The following is a 14,959-nucleotide window of genomic DNA, read 5'->3' on the forward strand; positions in this document are numbered from 1 at the left end:
GCGAGCAGCGCCTCCAAGCACGCGGGCGCACCGCACGCGAGCAGCGCCTCCAGTCAGACCGGCGGCCTGGAGGCGCGACCCGCCCCCGTCACGCAGCCGTCCGTGGGACTCAGCGGAGGCCGCGCACCCACTCCTCGACGGCGTCGCCGATCTGCGCACGGGCCTCGGCCCGGCTGATGGTGGCCGTCCGGTCTCCCGGCTGGTCGCCGTAGGCACCGAAGTCGGCGTGGTTCGCGCCCGCGATCTCCGTCATCGTCGCGGTCGACGGCAGCAGGTGCCGTGCCGCCTCCACCTTCGCCGGGGTCGACAGACCGTCCCGCGACCCGGACACGCTCAGCACGTCGATGTACGACCTGCGGATGTCGTTCGCGCAGTAGCTGCCGAACAGCAGGAGCCCGTCGGCATCCGGCGCGAGCTGGCACGCCCGCACCCCACCGAGCGAGTGCCCGCCGACCGCCCACGTGGCGACTGACGGGGCGTGCGCCTCGAACGTCGAGAGCCCGCGCGTGTCGAAGAACGCGAGGTGCAGCGTCGGCTTGGTGATCACGACCGTCGTGCCGGACGCGACGACCTGCCGGAAGGTCGCCATGTAGGCGTACGGGTCCACCTTCGCGCCGGGGATGAACACGATGCCCACGCCGTTCGCGTCGCCGGTCGGGGTCATCACCACCGAGTCGCCCGCGTCGCGCACGGACACCCGGTCGTCGCGCCAGACCTGCAGCGCCGCACTCCGGGTGCCCTGCATGCCGATGTTCGCCCAGACCAGGAACACCACCGCGAGCAGCACGACCACGGCGACGACCCAGGCGGTCCAGCGGAGAGCTCGGTTCATGAGGCCACCGTACGGCGCATGACGACCTCGGTCCGACCGTCCGGAAGGAGGTCCCCAGGCTCCTCGACCGCGACGAAGCCGGTCCGTTCGTAGGTCCGCCGGGCGCCGACGTTGTCGGGCATCACGGAGAGCTCGAGGGTCGTCGCCCCCGTCACTGCGGCCCAGTGCGCGATCGCGTCGATCAGCAGTCGGGCGACGCCCTGCCCGCGCACGGCGGGGTCGACCCACATCGAGATGAGCTCGGCGCGTGTGGAGTCGTCGGGGTCGGGGACACCGCTGGCGAGGGCGACCGAGCGTGATCCGAGGCGGACGACGAGGTCGAGCGCTCCCGGCAGCGAGAGTCGTGTCCGCCAGCGGTGCTCGGGCGCCTCGGCCCAGTCCGCCAAGGTCGAGCCGAAGGCCTCCGGGGCGTCGGCGAGCGCCCGGAGCCGCACGGCGCGCCATGCCTCCCAGTCGTCCGCGGTCACCCGGAGCAGCTCGATCGTCACGCCCCGACGCTACCCGCCGGCGGGGCGCGCTGGCGGCCCGGGCGCGCTGGCGGCCCGGGCGCTGCCGCGCTGCCGCGCTGCCGCGCGGCCGCGCGGTCGAGGGAGCAGGAATCGTCGGGCGCTCGGAGCGGACCCGACGATTGCTGCTCCCTCGACGAGCGGGACTACGCCGTGATGGCGGCGCGCAGCTCGGCGGCGGCCGCTCCGACGTCCGAGGCGCTGTAGATGGCGCTGCCGGCGACGGCGATCCGCGCGCCGGACTCCTGCACCGAGGCGATCGAGGACGCGTTCACGCCGCCCGCGATCGAGAACGGCACACCCGAGTCCTTGCCGGCGTCGAGCAGGGTCGAGAAGGTGAAGCCCTCTTCGGCCTGCTCGTCGAGCCCGGCGTGGACCTCGACGAACTCGGCGCCGAGTGCGACGACCTCGCGGGCACGGCCGGCCTTGTCGGAGACGCCGATCAGGTCGACGACGATGCCCTTGCCGTGCTTCTTCGCGGCCTTGACGGCGCCGACGATCGTTGAGTCGCCGGCAACACCGAGGACGGTGACCAGGTCGGCACCGGCCGAGAAGGCGATGTCGGCCTCGAGCTCACCGGCGTCCATGGTCTTGAGGTCGGCGAACACGATCTTGTCGGGGTGTGCTTCCTTGATCGCGGTGACGGCGGACAGGCCGGCGCTCTTGATCAGGGGCGTGCCGAGCTCGAGGACGTCGACGTGCGGCGCGGCCGCGGCGGCGAGCTCGAGGGCGGCTTCGGTGGTCAGGGTGTCCATGGCGAACTGGAGCTGCATGGGTGTGCCTTTCATTCGAGGTTGGCGTGACGGGGCCAGAGGTCGTCGGCGGACTGCCCGCCTCGGGCCCACAGGGCGTGGAACACGGCGTCGCCCACCAGGGCGACGGCCTGTTCGAAGAGGCTTCCGGCGTACTGGGCCGAAGCCGTGCCGGAGCGGTCGGTCTTCGTCGCGGCGGGCAGGACGATCGTGACGTCCGCCAGCTCGGAGAGCGGGGAGTCGTCGGTGGTCGAGAGCGCCACGACGGATGCGCCGACCTCGTGCGCGGTGCGTGCGGCCTGCACGATGCCGGTGGTCGTGCCGGAGCCACTCGCGACGAGGAGCAGGTCGCCCGGTCGGATGGCCGGGGTGGTGACCTCGCCGACGACGTGCGCATCGAGGCCGAGGTGCATGAGGCGCATCGCGGTCATGCGGAGGGCGAGTCCGGAGCGCCCGGCGCCGTGGACGAACACCCGGTCGGCGCCCTCGATCAGGTCGAGTCCGCGCTGGGCCGGGGCGTCGTCGAGGCGGGCTGCCAGGTCGCCGACCTCGCGGACGACCAGGTCGAGCGCTGCGGAGACGGTGGTTGCTGCCATGCCCTCGATCCTTCCGTCGCACGCCCCGGTACGCCGCTACCCGCCCCGGCAGGGGTCCCATCCCATCGGGTGGGCCCGTCCGCTCGGGTGGGACGGGTACGGTCGCGTCCATGGACGCATCGGTCGACACCCTGGAGGCCCGGGGCGGCTCCGCCATCCGGCTCGCGGCCGCCGAGCACGCCCGCACGGTCGCCGAGCAGGCGGACCGGCACGCGCTGACCCTCGAGTCCGTCCTCGCCGTGCTCCGGTCGTCGCGGGTCACCGACGCGGCCGCCCGGGCCGAGGCCGTCGAGATCGCCTCGGCCGCCCTCGTCGACCTGCGCACCGTGACCGATCAGCAGCGGAGCACCCTGCTCGAACCCGTCACCGGCGCGTTCTCGCGGTTGCGCGCCGATCTGCGGCCGCTCGTGCGCTTCGGGGACCTCGACGTGCAGTTCGTCGAGCCGCCGGCCACCGGCCGTGCGCTCCCGGGTGACGTCGCCCACGCGGCCCGGGCGATCGTCCGGACCGCGGTGCTCGCCCTGGTCGACGACGGTGCGGCGAAGCGGGTGCGCATCCAGTGGGACTGCGACGGCCGGAACCTGCTCATGCAGCTCCGCGACGACGGCTCCGGGACGCTCGACGTGCACGACGACGCCGTGCGGCCGATCGCGGAGCGGGTCGTCACGCTGGACGGGCGGGTGCAGGTCGCGAGCACGCCCGGCTGGGGGTCCGTGCTCGACATCTCACTGCCGCTCGACCCGCGGCCGACCGAGGTGGACGCGGTCGACGACGGCGACCTGACCCCGCGGGAGCGCGACGTCCTGCGGCTCGTGGCGACCGGTGTCGGCAACCGGGAGATCGCCGAGGGACTCGACATCAGCGTCAACACGGTGAAGTACCACGTGGCGAACCTGCTCCGGAAGCACGGCGCCCGGACCCGGGCCGAGCTCGCGGCGTTCAGCTCCCGGGCGTGAACCGACGGGACCGCGACGAGGCGTCCCGAAGAGACCGCGACAACGGGTACCGACGGTCGAGCGCGGGCTCGACGACGGTCGCCATCAGGAACTGGGAGAGCAGCCGCCCACCCGCCCAGTAGACGGGGATGACGAAGATCGCGGCACCCGGCCAGATGCGCGAGCCGATGAGCGCCAGGGTGCCGAGCGTCACGACGATGCCGACACCGGAGTACAGGTACTGCCAGCCGCGCGAAGCAGCGTCGCGCTGCGCCTGTTCCCGCTCGACGCGCTCGTCGAGACCGCGCACCCCGGGGGCGAGCGACGCCGGCTCCTCGGTGGCGAACAGGTCCCGCACGGGGACCTCGAGGGCCGTGGCCACCGCGGACAGCGACTCGAGGCTCGCGTCGTTGCCGCTCTCCATCCGTTGCACCGTCCGCACGGCGATGCCGCTCGTCTCGGCCAGTCGTTCCTGGGTCCAGCCCCGCAGTCGTCGGAGTTCACCGATCCGCATCTCGTTCATGTCCCGAACACTAGGGATCCGCGGAACGGCGCACCACGACAGGGACCCGCCACCGACACGACAGCTTCCCGCCAGTTCCCCGACAGCGGTTTCCTACGCTCCAGGGGCGAAGCGGTAGCCCATGCCGGACTCGGTGACGAGGTACCGCGGGTGCGACGGGTCCGGCTCGAGCTTCCGTCGGAGCTGCGCCATGTAGAGCCGCAGGTACCCGGAGTCGCTGCCGTGCGTCGGCCCCCACACCTCGGTGAGGAGCATCTCGCGGGTCATCAGCCGGTCCGGGTTCGTCACGAGCACCTCAAGCAGGCGCCACTCGGTCGGGGTCAGCCGGATGGCGGGTCCCTGCTCGGGGGTGACCTGCTTCGCGACGAGGTCCACGACGAGCGAGCCGATCGCGACGGTGGGGGTCGCCCCGGCCGCCGACGCCGCCGCGACCTGCCGCCGCCCGAGTGCCCGGAGCCGCGCGAGCAGTTCGTCCATCTGGAACGGCTTCGTCACGTAGTCGTCCGCCCCGGCGTCGAGCGCGTCGACCTTGTCCGACGAGTCCGTCCGACCGGAGAGCACGAGCACCGGCACCTGCGACCAGGCCCGGACGCCCTCGAGCACCCCGATGCCGTCGAGCCGGGGCATCCCGAGGTCGAGCAGGACCAGGTCGGGCCGTTCGGTGATGACCGAGTCGATCGCGGCCCGGCCGTCCCGCGCGGTGACCACGTCGTAGCCCCGGGCGGCCAGCGTCACGGCGAGCGCCCGCACCAGCTGTGCGTCGTCGTCGGCGATGAGGACCTTCATGCGCTCCGCGCCTCCACTCCGACGTGCCCGGCGATCGGCAGGCGCACCACCACGGTGAGCCCGCCGCCCGGGGTGTCGTCGACCTCGATCGTGCCGCCCATCCCCTCGGTGAAGCCGCGTGCGAGCGCCAACCCGAGCCCGAGGCCGGTGTCGTTGTCGGTGTCGCCGAGGCGCTGGAACGGCTGGAACACCTCACCGCGGCGGTCCGCGGGGATGCCGGGGCCGTGGTCGGTGACACGCAGCTCGACGCCGCCGCCGAACGCGCTCGCGGCGATCCGGACGCGGGTGCCCTCGGGGGCGTACCGGGCGGCGTTGGCGAGCAGGTTCACGACGACCCGCTGCAGCAGCACCGCGTCGGCGAGGACCGGCGGGAGCTCTGCGGGCAGGTCGAGGTCGACGTCGTCGGGGCCGAGCTCGAGTTCGTCGAGGGCGGGTGCGACCACCGTCTCGAGGGCGAGCGGGACCGGGGTCACGGCGAGCACCCCCGCCTGCACGCGGCTGACGTCCAGCAGGTCGGCCAACAGCACCGCCAGTTGTCGCAGGCTCTCGTCGGCGGTCGCGAGCAGCGCCTCCCGGTCGGCCTGCGACAGCTCGATGTCGGACGCGCTGAGCGTCTGCACGGCGGCCGAGGCGGCCGCGATCGGTCGCCGCACGTCGTGGCCGACGGCCGCGAGGATCGCGCTGCGGACCCGGTCCGCCGCCGCGATCCGTTCCGCGTCGACGGCGGTCCGCGTCAGCTCGCGGTGCTCGACGGCGGCGTCGAGCTGCTGCTCGACGACGCGCAGCAGTCGTCGTTGGGTCGGGTCGTCGGGTGCGCCCGCGAACTCCAGGACGGCGCCGGACGGGAGGCGCGTGGACGCGTCCGGCGTCTCACCGAACGTCCCCGATGCGGCCGGCACGTCATCGCCCTGGCGGATGCGGACGCCCGCGAAGCCGAAGGCCTCGCGCGTCCGGTCGAGGAGGGCCTGCAGGGCGTCGTCGCCGCGGAGGACGCTGCCCGCGATGCCGACGAGGAGGCCGGACTCGGCTGCTGCCCGCCGAGCCGCGCGGGACCGACGTGCGGACCGGTCGACCACGAAGCTGACGAGCACGGCGCTGATGACGTACATGACCAGGGCGACCAGGTGCCACGGCTGCTGCACGGTGACCTTGTAGAGGGGTTGCACGAAGAAGTAGTCGAGGCTCAGTCCGGACAGCACGGCGGCGAACACGGCTGGCCACATCCCGCCGACCAACGCCACGACGAGGACGAGCAGCTGGTAGGCGAGCACGTCCACGGTGATCGCGTCGGGGTCGTTCCCGAGCGACAGCGCCCAGGTGAGCAGCGGGCCGGCAACCAGGGAGAGCACGAAGGCGGCGAGGATCCGCCCGCGGGACAGGCTGCCGCCGAGCTTCGGCAGGGCGAAGCCGCCGCCGGCGCGCTCGTGCGTGACGACGTGCACGTCGATGTCGCCGGATTCCTGGATCACCGTGTTGCCGATGCCGGGGCCGGTGATCGCGGCGGTGAGACGGCTCCGACGGCTCACGCCGATGACGATCTGGGTCGCGTCGATCGACTTCGCGAACCGCACGAGCGTGGTCGGTACGTCGTCACCGACCACCTGGTGGTAGGTCCCGCCGAGCTGTTCGAGCAGGGCGCGCTGCGTGCCGAGGGCGCCGGGGTGGCGTTCGCGGAGTCCGTCGTTGGTGGTGACGTGCACCGCGGCGAGCTCCCCGCCGGCGCTCCGGGCGGCGATGCGCGCGCCGCGACGGAGGAGCGTCTCGCCCTCGGGGCCACCGGTCAGGGCGACGAGCACGCGCTCGCGGGTCTCCCAGCGGTGGTCGATGCCGTGCTCGGCGCGGTACGCCTTCAGCGCGTCGTCGACCTCGTCGGCGAGCCAGAGCAGGGCGATCTCGCGCAGGGCGGTGAGGTTGCCGAGCCGGAAGTAGTTCGACAGGGCCGCGTCGATGCGGGCGGCCGGGTACACGAGCCCGTCCGACAGCCGCTCGCGGAGTGCGGCCGGGGCGAGGTCGACGACCTCGATCTGGTCGGCGGCTCGGACGACGGCGTCGGGCACGGTCTCGCGCTGGACGGTCCCGGTGATCTCGCGGACGACGTCGCCGAGGGACTGCATGTGCTGCACGTTCACCGTCGAGATGACGTCGATGCCCGCCGCGAGCAGCGCCTCGACGTCCTGCCAGCGCTTCTCGTGCGGGCCGTCGGGGGCGTTCGTGTGGGCGAGCTCGTCGACCAGTGCGACGTCCGGGGCCCGGGCCACCACGGCGGCGAGGTCCATGTCGTCGAGCGCCACACCGCGGTGTTCGACGACGCGACGGGGAACCACCTCGAGCCCGTCGACCAGCGCGGCGGTGGCGGCGCGGCCGTGGGTCTCGACGACGGCGACGACCACGTCACGGCCCTCGTCGAGCAGGCGGCGCCCCTCTTCGAGCATCGTGAACGTCTTGCCGACACCGGGCGCCGCACCGAGCAGGACCCGCAGCTTCCCGCGCTTCACGCGCTCATCCTCTCGCGTTCCGGGTTGCCGGGCATCCGATCGACTGATGTGTTCCTCGCAACCGTTCCCACCAAGGCTCGAGCCCAGGCTTCCTCAAATCGGGTGGGACTGTCCCGTCCCGCGTCCGTTCTGGGCGCGGGACGGAGTTCTTCACCGCTCACGTTCGTTCCCCACGCTGTAGTTGCTGCCGGCTTGCCCGAGATCGCCCGTTCCCTCGATCTCGGAGCCGTTCGATGCCGACCACCATCGTCCCCACGTCGCGGACCCTGGTCGCACGCCGCACGTCCGTGCCGGTCCGGCATCGTCAGGACAGCTTCGCCAGCGCGAGGTTGAGCTCGAGCACGTTCACGACGGGCTCCCCGAGGAACCCGAGCTGCCGCGACTCGGTGTGCTCCGCCACGAGCGCCCGCACGTCCGGGTCGGACAGCCCCCGCGCGGCGGCCACGCGGGACACCTGCTGGAGCGCGTACGACGGGCTGATGTCCGGGTCGAGGCCGGACCCCGAGGCCGTGACCGCGTCGGCGGGGACGTCCGAGGGAGCGACCCCGTCCGCCTTCGCCACGGCGGCACGCCGCTCCTCGACCGCCTTCAGCAGATCGGGGTTCGAGGGGCCGAGGTTCGAGCCGGACGACGCACCCGCGTCGTAGCCGTGCTCACCCGCGGCGCTCGGCCGCGACTGGAACCAGCGGTCGGCGTCGCGCCCGGCGAACGACTGCCCGATGAGCGACGACCCGACGACGGTGCCGTCCGACGAGCGGACGACGGAGCCGTTCGCCTGCGCGGGGAACGCGGTCTGGCCGACCCCCCAGACGGCGAGCGGGTAGGCGATGCCGAGCACCACCGTGGACAGGAGGGTGAGGCGGACCGCCACACCGAGCGAACGGAACGAACTGCGTGCAGATGCCATGATCAGAATCCCGGGATGAGACCGACGACGAGGTCGATGAGCTTGATGCCGATGAAGGGGACGATCACGCCGCCGAGCCCGTAGACGAGCAGGTTGCGGCCGAGGATCGACGACGCCGAGGCTGCGCGGTACTTCACGCCACGCAGGGACAGCGGGATGAGCGCCACGATGACGAGCGCGTTGAAGACGACGGCGCTGAGGATCGCGGACGACGGACTGTGCAGCCCCATGACGTTGAGCGCGGCCAGGCCGGGGAACGCCACCTGGAACATGGCGGGGATGATCGCGAAGTACTTCGCGATGTCGTTCGCGATCGAGAAGGTCGTCAGCGCCCCGCGGGTGATGAGCAACTGCTTGCCGATCCGGACGACGTCGATGAGCTTCGTGGGGTCCGAGTCGAGGTCGACCATGTTGCCGGCCTCCTTCGCGGCGGTGGTCCCCGTGTTCATCGCGACGCCGACGTCCGCCTGCGCCAGGGCTGGGGCGTCGTTCGTGCCGTCGCCGGTCATCGCGACGAGGTTCCCGCCCTCCTGCTCCCGCTTGATGTACGCGAGCTTGTCCTCCGGGGTGGCCTCGGCGAGGAAGTCGTCGACGCCGGCCTCGGCGGCGATGGCGGCCGCCGTGCGCGGGTTGTCCCCGGTGATCATCACCGTGCGGATGCCCATCGACCGGAGTTCGGCGAACCGGGTCGCCATGCCGTCCTTCACGACGTCCTTGAGGTGCACGACGCCGAGCAGGGTCACGGCAACGGACGGCGACCGGCGCGCGACCACGAGCGGGGTCCCGCCCTGGTCGGAGACCTCGACGACGGTGGCCTCGATGGCCTCCCGCACCGACGCGTCGACACCTGCTGTACCGGTTTCTGCCCAGTTCAGCACTGCCGCAGCGGCTCCCTTGCGGATCTCGGAGCCGTCCGGCAGGTCGAGCCCGGACATACGGGTCTGCGCCGTGAACGGCACCTCGACCGCTCCGGTCGGCATGGAGGGATCGACGTCGGACGCCGCCGCCAGGTCGACGATGGACCGTCCCTCGGGTGTGCTGTCCGCCGCCGACGACAGCGCCGACGCCTCGAGCAGTTCGGCGACCGAGACCCCCGGCACCGGCACCACGCGGGACGCCCGGCGGTTGCCGTAGGTGATCGTCCCGGTCTTGTCGAGCAGCAGGGTCGTGATGTCGCCGGCCGCCTCGACCGCACGGCCGGACATCGCCAGGACGTTGTGCTGCACGAGCCGGTCCATGCCGGCGATGCCGATCGCGGACAGGAGCGCCCCGATGGTGGTCGGGATGAGGCAGACGAGCAGGGCGATGAGGACGGGGACGCTCACGGTCGCTCCGACGAGTCCCGCGATCGGCTGCATGGTGAGGCAGACGATCACGAAGACGATCGACAGCGACGCGAGCAGGATGTTCAGCGCGATCTCGTTCGGGGTCTTCTGCCGCGCGGCACCCTCGACGAGCCGGATCATCCGGTCGATGAAGGTCTCGCCGGGGGTCGAGGTGATGCGGACGACGATCCGGTCGGAGAGCACCCGGGTGCCGCCGGTGACGGCACTGCGGTCGCCGCCGGACTCACGGATCACTGGGGCGGACTCCCCCGTCACCGCGGACTCGTCGACGGACGCGATGCCGTCGATCACGTCGCCGTCGCCGGGGACGACCTCGCCGGCGACCACCACGACGACGTCGCCCTTGGCCAGGTCGACGGAGGCGATGTCCTCGGTCGTCGCCGACAGGGCGGCCGCGTCCGTGGACACGGAGTCCACGACCCGGCGTGCGCTGGTCGTCGAGCGTGTCTTCCGCAGGGTCTCGGCCTGCGCCTTGCCGCGGCCTTCGGCCACGGCCTCGGCCAGGTTCGCGAAGACGACGGTGAGCCACAGCCAGACGGCGATCGCCGTCGTGAAGACGGACGGCTCGACGAACGCGGTTGCGGTCGTGAGCGCGGCACCGATCTCCACGATGAACATCACCGGGTTCCGCCACATCAGTCGCGGATCGAGCTTGCGGAGGGCGCCCGGGAGGCCCGCCACGAGTTGACGGGGTCCGAACGCGGACGAGCGGGTGGCCGGCCTGGAGGCGCTGGTCGCCTCGGGCGCGGAGGTCGCGGTGGTCATGGTGTCGGCTTTCATCGGGCGAGGGCTTCTGCGAGCGGACCCAGTGCGAGCACCGGGAAGTAGGTCAGTGCGGTGACCACGATCGCGACGCCGCCGAGCAGCACCACGAAGAGCGGTCGGTGGGTGGGCAGCGTGCCGACGGTCTCCGGCACGCGGTCCTGCGCGGCGAGCGACCCGGCGAGCGCCAGGACGAGCACCATCGGCAGGAAGCGGCCGAGCAGCATCACGACTCCGAGCGCGGAGTTCATCCACGTCGTGTTCGCGGTGAGGCCGCCGAACGCGGAGCCGTTGTTGTTCGCCCCGGAGGTGAAGGCGTACAGCAGCTCGGACAGCCCGTGGTTGCCGGGGTTGAAGATCGACGTGCCGAGCACCTGTTCGCGCACCCCGGGGATGAGGAGCGACAGCCCGGTGCCGAGCAGCGCGAGCGTCGGGGTGACGAGGACGTACAGCGACGCGAAGGTCATCTCGCGGGCACGGATCTTCTTGCCGAGGTACTCCGGCGTCCGGCCGACCAACAGCCCACCGATGAAGACCGTGATCACGGCGAGGACCAGCATCCCGTAGAGGCCGGACCCGACACCGCCTGGCGAGATCTCGCCGAGCATCATGTTGACGAGCGCCATCATCCCGCCGATCGGGGTGAAGCTGTCGAACATCCCGTTGACGGCACCGGTCGAGGTCGCCGTCGAGGTGGTGCCGAAGAGCGTCGTGCCGAGGATGCCGAAGCGGACCTCCTTGCCCTCCATCGCGGCGCCTGCGGCGTGGGTGGCGCTGCCGCCGGCACCGAGCTCGGCGATCGACATCACCGAGAGCGACACCAGGAAGATCGCGCCCATCACGGCGAGGATCGCGTAGCCCTGTCGGTCGTCGTCCACGAGGCGGCCGAAGGTGCGCGGCAGCGAGAACGGGATGACGAGCATGAGGAAGACCTCGACGAGGTTCGTCCACGCCTGCGGGTTCTCGAACGGGTGCGCCGAGTTGACGTTGAAGTACCCGCCGCCGTTCGTGCCGAGTTCCTTGATGGCCTCCTGCGAGGCGACGAACCCGTCCGGGAGGTGCTGCGTACCACCGGCGAGCGTGGCGACGTCGGTGCCGGCGCCCCACGACTGGACGACGCCGCCGGCGATGAGGACGATCGCGAAGAGGAACGCGCCGGGGAGCAGCAGGCGACCGGTCACCCGGACGACGTCGACCCAGACGTTGCCGATCGTGCCCGTGCGGCGACGGGCGAAGCCGCGGACCAGTGCCACGGCGACCGCGAGCCCGACGGCGGCGGACAGGAAGTTCTGCACCGCGAGGCCGGCCATCTGGACCGAGAAGCCGAGGGTGACCTCGGGCGAGTAGGACTGCCAGTTCGTGTTCGTGACGAACGACGCGGCGGTGTTGAACGCCAGCGACGGGCCGACCGCGGGGAGCCCGAGGTCACCCGGCAGCACGACCTGGACGCGCTGCAGCAGGTAGACGAGCAGGAGCCCGACGACGCTGAACAGCAGCACGCCGCGGAGGTACGCGGGCCACGACTGCTCGGCGTCCGGGTCGACGCCGATGAGCCGGTACACACCGCGCTCGACCCGAGCGTGCCGGACCGGGGTGAAGACGCGGGCCATCCAGTCGCCGACCGGGCGGTACGCCACGACGAGCAGCAGGACCACGGTGGCGACCTGGACGATGCCCGCCCAGACGTCTGCGGCGCCCATCAGAACCGCTCCGGGCGCACGAGCGCCCAGACGAGGTAGACGACTGCGGCGATGCCGAGGACGGCGGCCGCGATGGTGATGCCGATCACAGCCGTTCCACCCCCTTGGCGATCAGTGCCACCACGCCGAACACGGCGAGGACACCGGCGACGACGAACACGTCGAACACGAGGGACTCCAGAAGGATCTGCGGTGTCCGCGCCGGGTGACGCGGACCGGCACCACGTGTGGTGCCGACACCGATGCTGTGTCCTCGGCCGCGCCTCCAGGCCGGTCCTGACGGTTCCCTAACGCGCTCCTGACGGACGCATGCGCCTCGCTAACGCGCGCTCGCACCCCGCAGCCGGTCGGCGAGTGCGGCGGTCGCCGCGCGGAGTTCGTCCGGACCCTCGACCGTGAAGTCGACGGCGGGGGCCGCGACGGCCGCCGCGAGCGCCTCCCATGACCACGAGCCCCGGGTCAGACGGCACCGATCCGGGCCGAGCGCCTCGAGCTCGGCGTCGTCGGGCAGGTACGGCGCGATGCTCCCCGCCGGTGCTTCGAGTACCGCCGTCCCCACGCAGGGCCAGACGTCGTCGTGGTCGGACCCCTTGAATCGAGCGGAGACGAACGCCGACGGGTCGCCGCCGGGGATCGCGCGCGGCACGAAGACGACGCGCGTGCGGAGCCTCGGCACGATGCGGTCGATCCGGTGCGTGCGCCAGTCCTGCCGGTCGAGGTCCCAGTCGAGCAGGTACCAGCGGCCGTTCCGGGCGACCACCGCGTGCGGTTCCACGTGCCGGGGCGCCTCGTCGTCGCCGTAGCCGAAGCGCAGGACCTCGCGGAGGTGCACCGCCTCGGTGACCGCGACGAGCACGTCGGGGTCGGTGCGGGTGCGGCCGGTCGTCGTGACGGCCCGCACGGCGTCCATCCGGGCACGGAGTCGCGCGGGCATGACCTGGCGGACCGTCGCGAGCGCCCGCGCGGCGGACTCGGCGATGTCCGCACCGGAAGCGGGCGCGACGGCGAGTGCCAGTGCGATGGCGACGGCCTGGTCGTCGTCGAAGAGCAGCGGCGGCAGGTCCGATCCCGCCCCGAGCCGGTAGCCGCCGGCAGGGCCGCGCAGGGACTCCACCCGGTAGCCGAGGTCCCGGAGCCGCTCCACGTCGCGGCGCACGGTCCTCGGGCTGACGTCGAGACGGCCGGCGAGCTCGTCGCCCGGCCAGTCGCGGTGCACCTGCAGCAGCGAGAGCAGGGCGAGCATGCGCGACGAGGGTCCGGCCATGTCGATCAGTATGGCCGGAGAAGCGGACACGATCTGACCGCATTGCTCGACACACTCGTCCCATGAGCATCGAAACGACGACCCACCTCAACTTCGACGGCGACGCCCGCGCGGCGCTCGACTTCTACGCATCGGTCTTCGGCGGCGAGGTCGCTGCGATGACCTACGGCGCGATGGGCGCCTCCGACGACCCGGACTGGGCGGAGCGGATCGTCTGGGGCCAGGTGGCGACCGCCGCGGGCCTGCGGGTCATGGCGTTCGACGTCTGGCCCGGGCAGCCGTACGACCAGGGCACGAACGCCTTCTCCGTGTACGTGCACGGGGACGACGCCGCCGAGGTCGAGCGGTACTGGGCCGCACTGGCCGAGGGCGCCGAGGTCCGGCAGCCGCTCGGACCGTCGGCCTGGGCACCGCTCGCCGGGCAGCTGCGCGACCGCTTCGGCGTCGTCTGGCAGCTCGACGTCGCCGCGCCGCAGGAGTAGGTCAGCGCGGGCGGGGATCGGTGTCGAGCATCGCCATGCACACGGCATCGGTCCACGCGCCGTCCCACCGCAGGGCGTCGCGCGCCCGACCCTCGACGACGAAGCCGATCTTCTCGTAGGAGCGCTGCGCCGCCGGGTTGAACGCGTACACCTCGAGCGAGATCCGGTGGAGCCCGACCACGTCGAACGCCCAGTCGACCACCGCACGACCGGCCTCCGTGCCGTACCCCTGCCCGCGCAGCGCCGGCCCGGCGAGCGCGATCCGGTAGTTCACCGCGAGGTCGTCCTCCTCGAGCTCGTTGAGGACGACCTCGCCGAGGTACGTGCCCTCGGCATCGGTGATCGCGAAGTCCGCCCGGTCGTCCGCGCCGGGGAGCCGCTCGAGGTGCGCGCGGACCCGCTCGCGGGTGAACGCGCCACGGGTGCCGGTCAGTCGCAGCGCGTCCTGGTCCTCGAGTGCCGCGAGCGATGCGTCGAGGTGCTCCGGCCCGAGCTGCACGAGCGTGAGGCGTTCGGTGGTCAGGGTCGGCTGCGCGGCGAGCCGGTCGGTGATCACGCTCATGGGCACCAGAGCCTAGGGCGTCGGCGTCGGCGCCGCCTCGACCTGGAGGACCCCGCTGACCGCAGCGCAGCTTCCGGTGTCGTCGCAGAAGGAGTAGTCCCAGTTGTCGATGCCGACGGCGGTCTCGCCCGCCGGGAAGTCGCGCGGCAGCGTGATCGGCACGGACCACGACCCGTCGAAGCGGTCCGAGCTCCGGACGGAGACCCGTCGGCCGCCCTCGATCGGCTGGGTGACCGAGACCTCCCATCCGGCGTCGGGAACCCGGTCGCGGCATACGTCCTTCGACGAGACGGTCACGATCTCGCCAGGATGCGCGGTCGCCGGCACAACGGTGAGCCGGGGAACACACCCGCCACCTCGCGGGCCCACGCCGCCCGATGACGAGGTGCACCCCGAGATCGCACCAGCGCCCACGACCAGCGCCAGACCGACCGCGACGAACCCCCGGACCCGCATGCCGCCGAGCCTAGTCAGGCCCGTCCGTCTTCCCGCGCAATGTCGGATCCGGACC

The 14,959-nt window shown here is 72.4% G+C and carries 16 protein-coding genes; 2 read left to right on the forward strand and 14 right to left on the reverse strand.

The genetic code is table 11. From position 1 onward, the window contains the following. Positions 1-109: 109 nt before the first annotated feature. The 4 genes from BIU96_RS02150 to hxlB form a co-directional block, all read right to left on the reverse strand. Positions 110-832, reverse strand: coding sequence for an alpha/beta hydrolase (locus BIU96_RS02150; protein ID WP_071290970.1), 723 nt, complete (start codon positions 830-832; stop codon positions 110-112). Continuing rightward, a complete protein-coding gene (locus tag BIU96_RS02155) occupies positions 829-1,320 on the reverse strand; it encodes a GNAT family N-acetyltransferase (protein ID WP_071290971.1) in 492 nt (163 codons plus the stop codon). The genes BIU96_RS02150 and BIU96_RS02155 overlap by 4 nt, the downstream gene beginning before the upstream one ends. Positions 1,321-1,484: 164 nt before the next feature. After that, entirely contained in the window at positions 1,485-2,111 is a 627-nt protein-coding gene (gene hxlA / locus BIU96_RS02160; RefSeq protein WP_071290972.1) for a 3-hexulose-6-phosphate synthase, read from the reverse strand. A gap of 11 nt (positions 2,112-2,122) precedes the next feature. Further along, positions 2,123-2,686 (reverse strand): 6-phospho-3-hexuloisomerase, encoded by a 564-nt coding sequence (hxlB, locus tag BIU96_RS02165; protein ID WP_071290973.1) that lies wholly within the window; start codon positions 2,684-2,686, stop codon positions 2,123-2,125. Between the two features lie 110 nt (positions 2,687-2,796). On the opposite strand from hxlB, the gene BIU96_RS02170 reads away from it, so the two are divergent. Continuing rightward, on the forward strand, positions 2,797-3,642 hold the full coding sequence (locus tag BIU96_RS02170; RefSeq protein ID WP_071290974.1) for a LuxR C-terminal-related transcriptional regulator: 846 nt from the start codon (positions 2,797-2,799) through the stop codon (positions 3,640-3,642). Here BIU96_RS02170 and BIU96_RS02175 read toward each other — a convergent pair. From BIU96_RS02175 to BIU96_RS02210, 8 genes are all read right to left on the reverse strand, one after another. After that, positions 3,626-4,144 (reverse strand): helix-turn-helix domain-containing protein, encoded by a 519-nt coding sequence (locus BIU96_RS02175; RefSeq protein ID WP_071290975.1) that lies wholly within the window; start codon positions 4,142-4,144, stop codon positions 3,626-3,628. The genes BIU96_RS02170 and BIU96_RS02175 overlap by 17 nt on opposite strands. 93 nt (positions 4,145-4,237) lie before the next feature. Then, positions 4,238-4,930, reverse strand: a complete 693-nt coding sequence (locus BIU96_RS02180) for a response regulator (RefSeq protein WP_071290976.1) — start codon at positions 4,928-4,930, stop codon at positions 4,238-4,240. After that, positions 4,927-7,425: an ATP-binding protein gene (locus BIU96_RS02185; RefSeq protein WP_071290977.1), complete on the reverse strand. Its 2,499-nt coding sequence runs from the start codon at positions 7,423-7,425 to the stop codon at positions 4,927-4,929. Before BIU96_RS02185 ends, BIU96_RS02180 begins: the two co-directional genes overlap by 4 nt. 304 nt (positions 7,426-7,729) lie before the next feature. After that, positions 7,730-8,332: a potassium-transporting ATPase subunit KdpC gene (gene kdpC / locus BIU96_RS02190; RefSeq protein WP_071290978.1), complete on the reverse strand. Its 603-nt coding sequence runs from the start codon at positions 8,330-8,332 to the stop codon at positions 7,730-7,732. A gap of 2 nt (positions 8,333-8,334) precedes the next feature. Continuing rightward, positions 8,335-10,443: a potassium-transporting ATPase subunit KdpB gene (kdpB, locus tag BIU96_RS02195; protein WP_175477434.1), complete on the reverse strand. Its 2,109-nt coding sequence runs from the start codon at positions 10,441-10,443 to the stop codon at positions 8,335-8,337. Positions 10,444-10,454: 11 nt separating this feature from the next. Further along, on the reverse strand, positions 10,455-12,140 hold the full coding sequence (gene kdpA / locus BIU96_RS02200; RefSeq protein ID WP_071290980.1) for a potassium-transporting ATPase subunit KdpA: 1,686 nt from the start codon (positions 12,138-12,140) through the stop codon (positions 10,455-10,457). Beyond that, positions 12,140-12,229 carry a potassium-transporting ATPase subunit F gene (locus BIU96_RS02205; RefSeq protein ID WP_017887940.1) on the reverse strand — a complete coding sequence of 30 codons (90 nt, stop codon included), beginning with the start codon at positions 12,227-12,229 and terminating at the stop codon, positions 12,140-12,142. Before BIU96_RS02205 ends, kdpA begins: the two co-directional genes overlap by 1 nt. Positions 12,230-12,459: 230 nt before the next feature. Continuing rightward, positions 12,460-13,404: a YafY family protein gene (locus BIU96_RS02210; RefSeq protein ID WP_071290981.1), complete on the reverse strand. Its 945-nt coding sequence runs from the start codon at positions 13,402-13,404 to the stop codon at positions 12,460-12,462. Positions 13,405-13,466: 62 nt separating this feature from the next. On the opposite strand from BIU96_RS02210, the gene BIU96_RS02215 reads away from it, so the two are divergent. Further along, the gene (locus BIU96_RS02215; RefSeq protein ID WP_071290982.1) at positions 13,467-13,886 is read left to right on the forward strand and encodes a VOC family protein; all 420 of its coding nucleotides are present in this window, start codon (positions 13,467-13,469) and stop codon (positions 13,884-13,886) included. Position 13,887: 1 nt separating this feature from the next. Here the strand turns inward: BIU96_RS02215 and BIU96_RS02220 are convergent, their stop codons facing one another. Together BIU96_RS02220 and BIU96_RS02225 are read right to left on the reverse strand one after the other, a co-directional pair. Beyond that, positions 13,888-14,448 (reverse strand): GNAT family N-acetyltransferase, encoded by a 561-nt coding sequence (locus BIU96_RS02220; RefSeq protein WP_071290983.1) that lies wholly within the window; start codon positions 14,446-14,448, stop codon positions 13,888-13,890. Between the two features lie 12 nt (positions 14,449-14,460). Further along, the gene (locus tag BIU96_RS02225; protein WP_139199703.1) at positions 14,461-14,745 is read right to left on the reverse strand and encodes a hypothetical protein; all 285 of its coding nucleotides are present in this window, start codon (positions 14,743-14,745) and stop codon (positions 14,461-14,463) included. Between the last annotated feature and the right edge of the window lie 214 nt (positions 14,746-14,959).

Origin of the sequence: Curtobacterium sp. MCBA15_008, from assembly GCF_001865065.1 — a bacterium.
Lineage (GTDB): Bacteria > Actinomycetota > Actinomycetes > Actinomycetales > Microbacteriaceae > Curtobacterium.

Coding starts and splice junctions, on each gene's coding strand:
- BIU96_RS02150 (WP_071290970.1), bottom strand. CDS start 832: ATGAACCGAGCTCTCCGCTGGACCGCCTGGGTCGTCGCCGTGGTCGTG.
- hxlA (WP_071290972.1), bottom strand. CDS start 2,111: ATGCAGCTCCAGTTCGCCATGGACACCCTGACCACCGAAGCCGCCCTC.
- hxlB (WP_071290973.1), bottom strand. CDS start 2,686: ATGGCAGCAACCACCGTCTCCGCAGCGCTCGACCTGGTCGTCCGCGAG.
- BIU96_RS02170 (WP_071290974.1), top strand. CDS start 2,797: ATGGACGCATCGGTCGACACCCTGGAGGCCCGGGGCGGCTCCGCCATC.
- BIU96_RS02175 (WP_071290975.1), bottom strand. CDS start 4,144: ATGAACGAGATGCGGATCGGTGAACTCCGACGACTGCGGGGCTGGACC.
- BIU96_RS02180 (WP_071290976.1), bottom strand. CDS start 4,930: ATGAAGGTCCTCATCGCCGACGACGACGCACAGCTGGTGCGGGCGCTC.
- kdpC (WP_071290978.1), bottom strand. CDS start 8,332: ATGGCATCTGCACGCAGTTCGTTCCGTTCGCTCGGTGTGGCGGTCCGC.
- kdpB (WP_175477434.1), bottom strand. CDS start 10,443: ATGACCACCGCGACCTCCGCGCCCGAGGCGACCAGCGCCTCCAGGCCG.
- kdpA (WP_071290980.1), bottom strand. CDS start 12,140: ATGGGCGCCGCAGACGTCTGGGCGGGCATCGTCCAGGTCGCCACCGTG.
- BIU96_RS02210 (WP_071290981.1), bottom strand. CDS start 13,404: ATGGCCGGACCCTCGTCGCGCATGCTCGCCCTGCTCTCGCTGCTGCAG.
- BIU96_RS02215 (WP_071290982.1), top strand. CDS start 13,467: ATGAGCATCGAAACGACGACCCACCTCAACTTCGACGGCGACGCCCGC.
- BIU96_RS02220 (WP_071290983.1), bottom strand. CDS start 14,448: ATGAGCGTGATCACCGACCGGCTCGCCGCGCAGCCGACCCTGACCACC.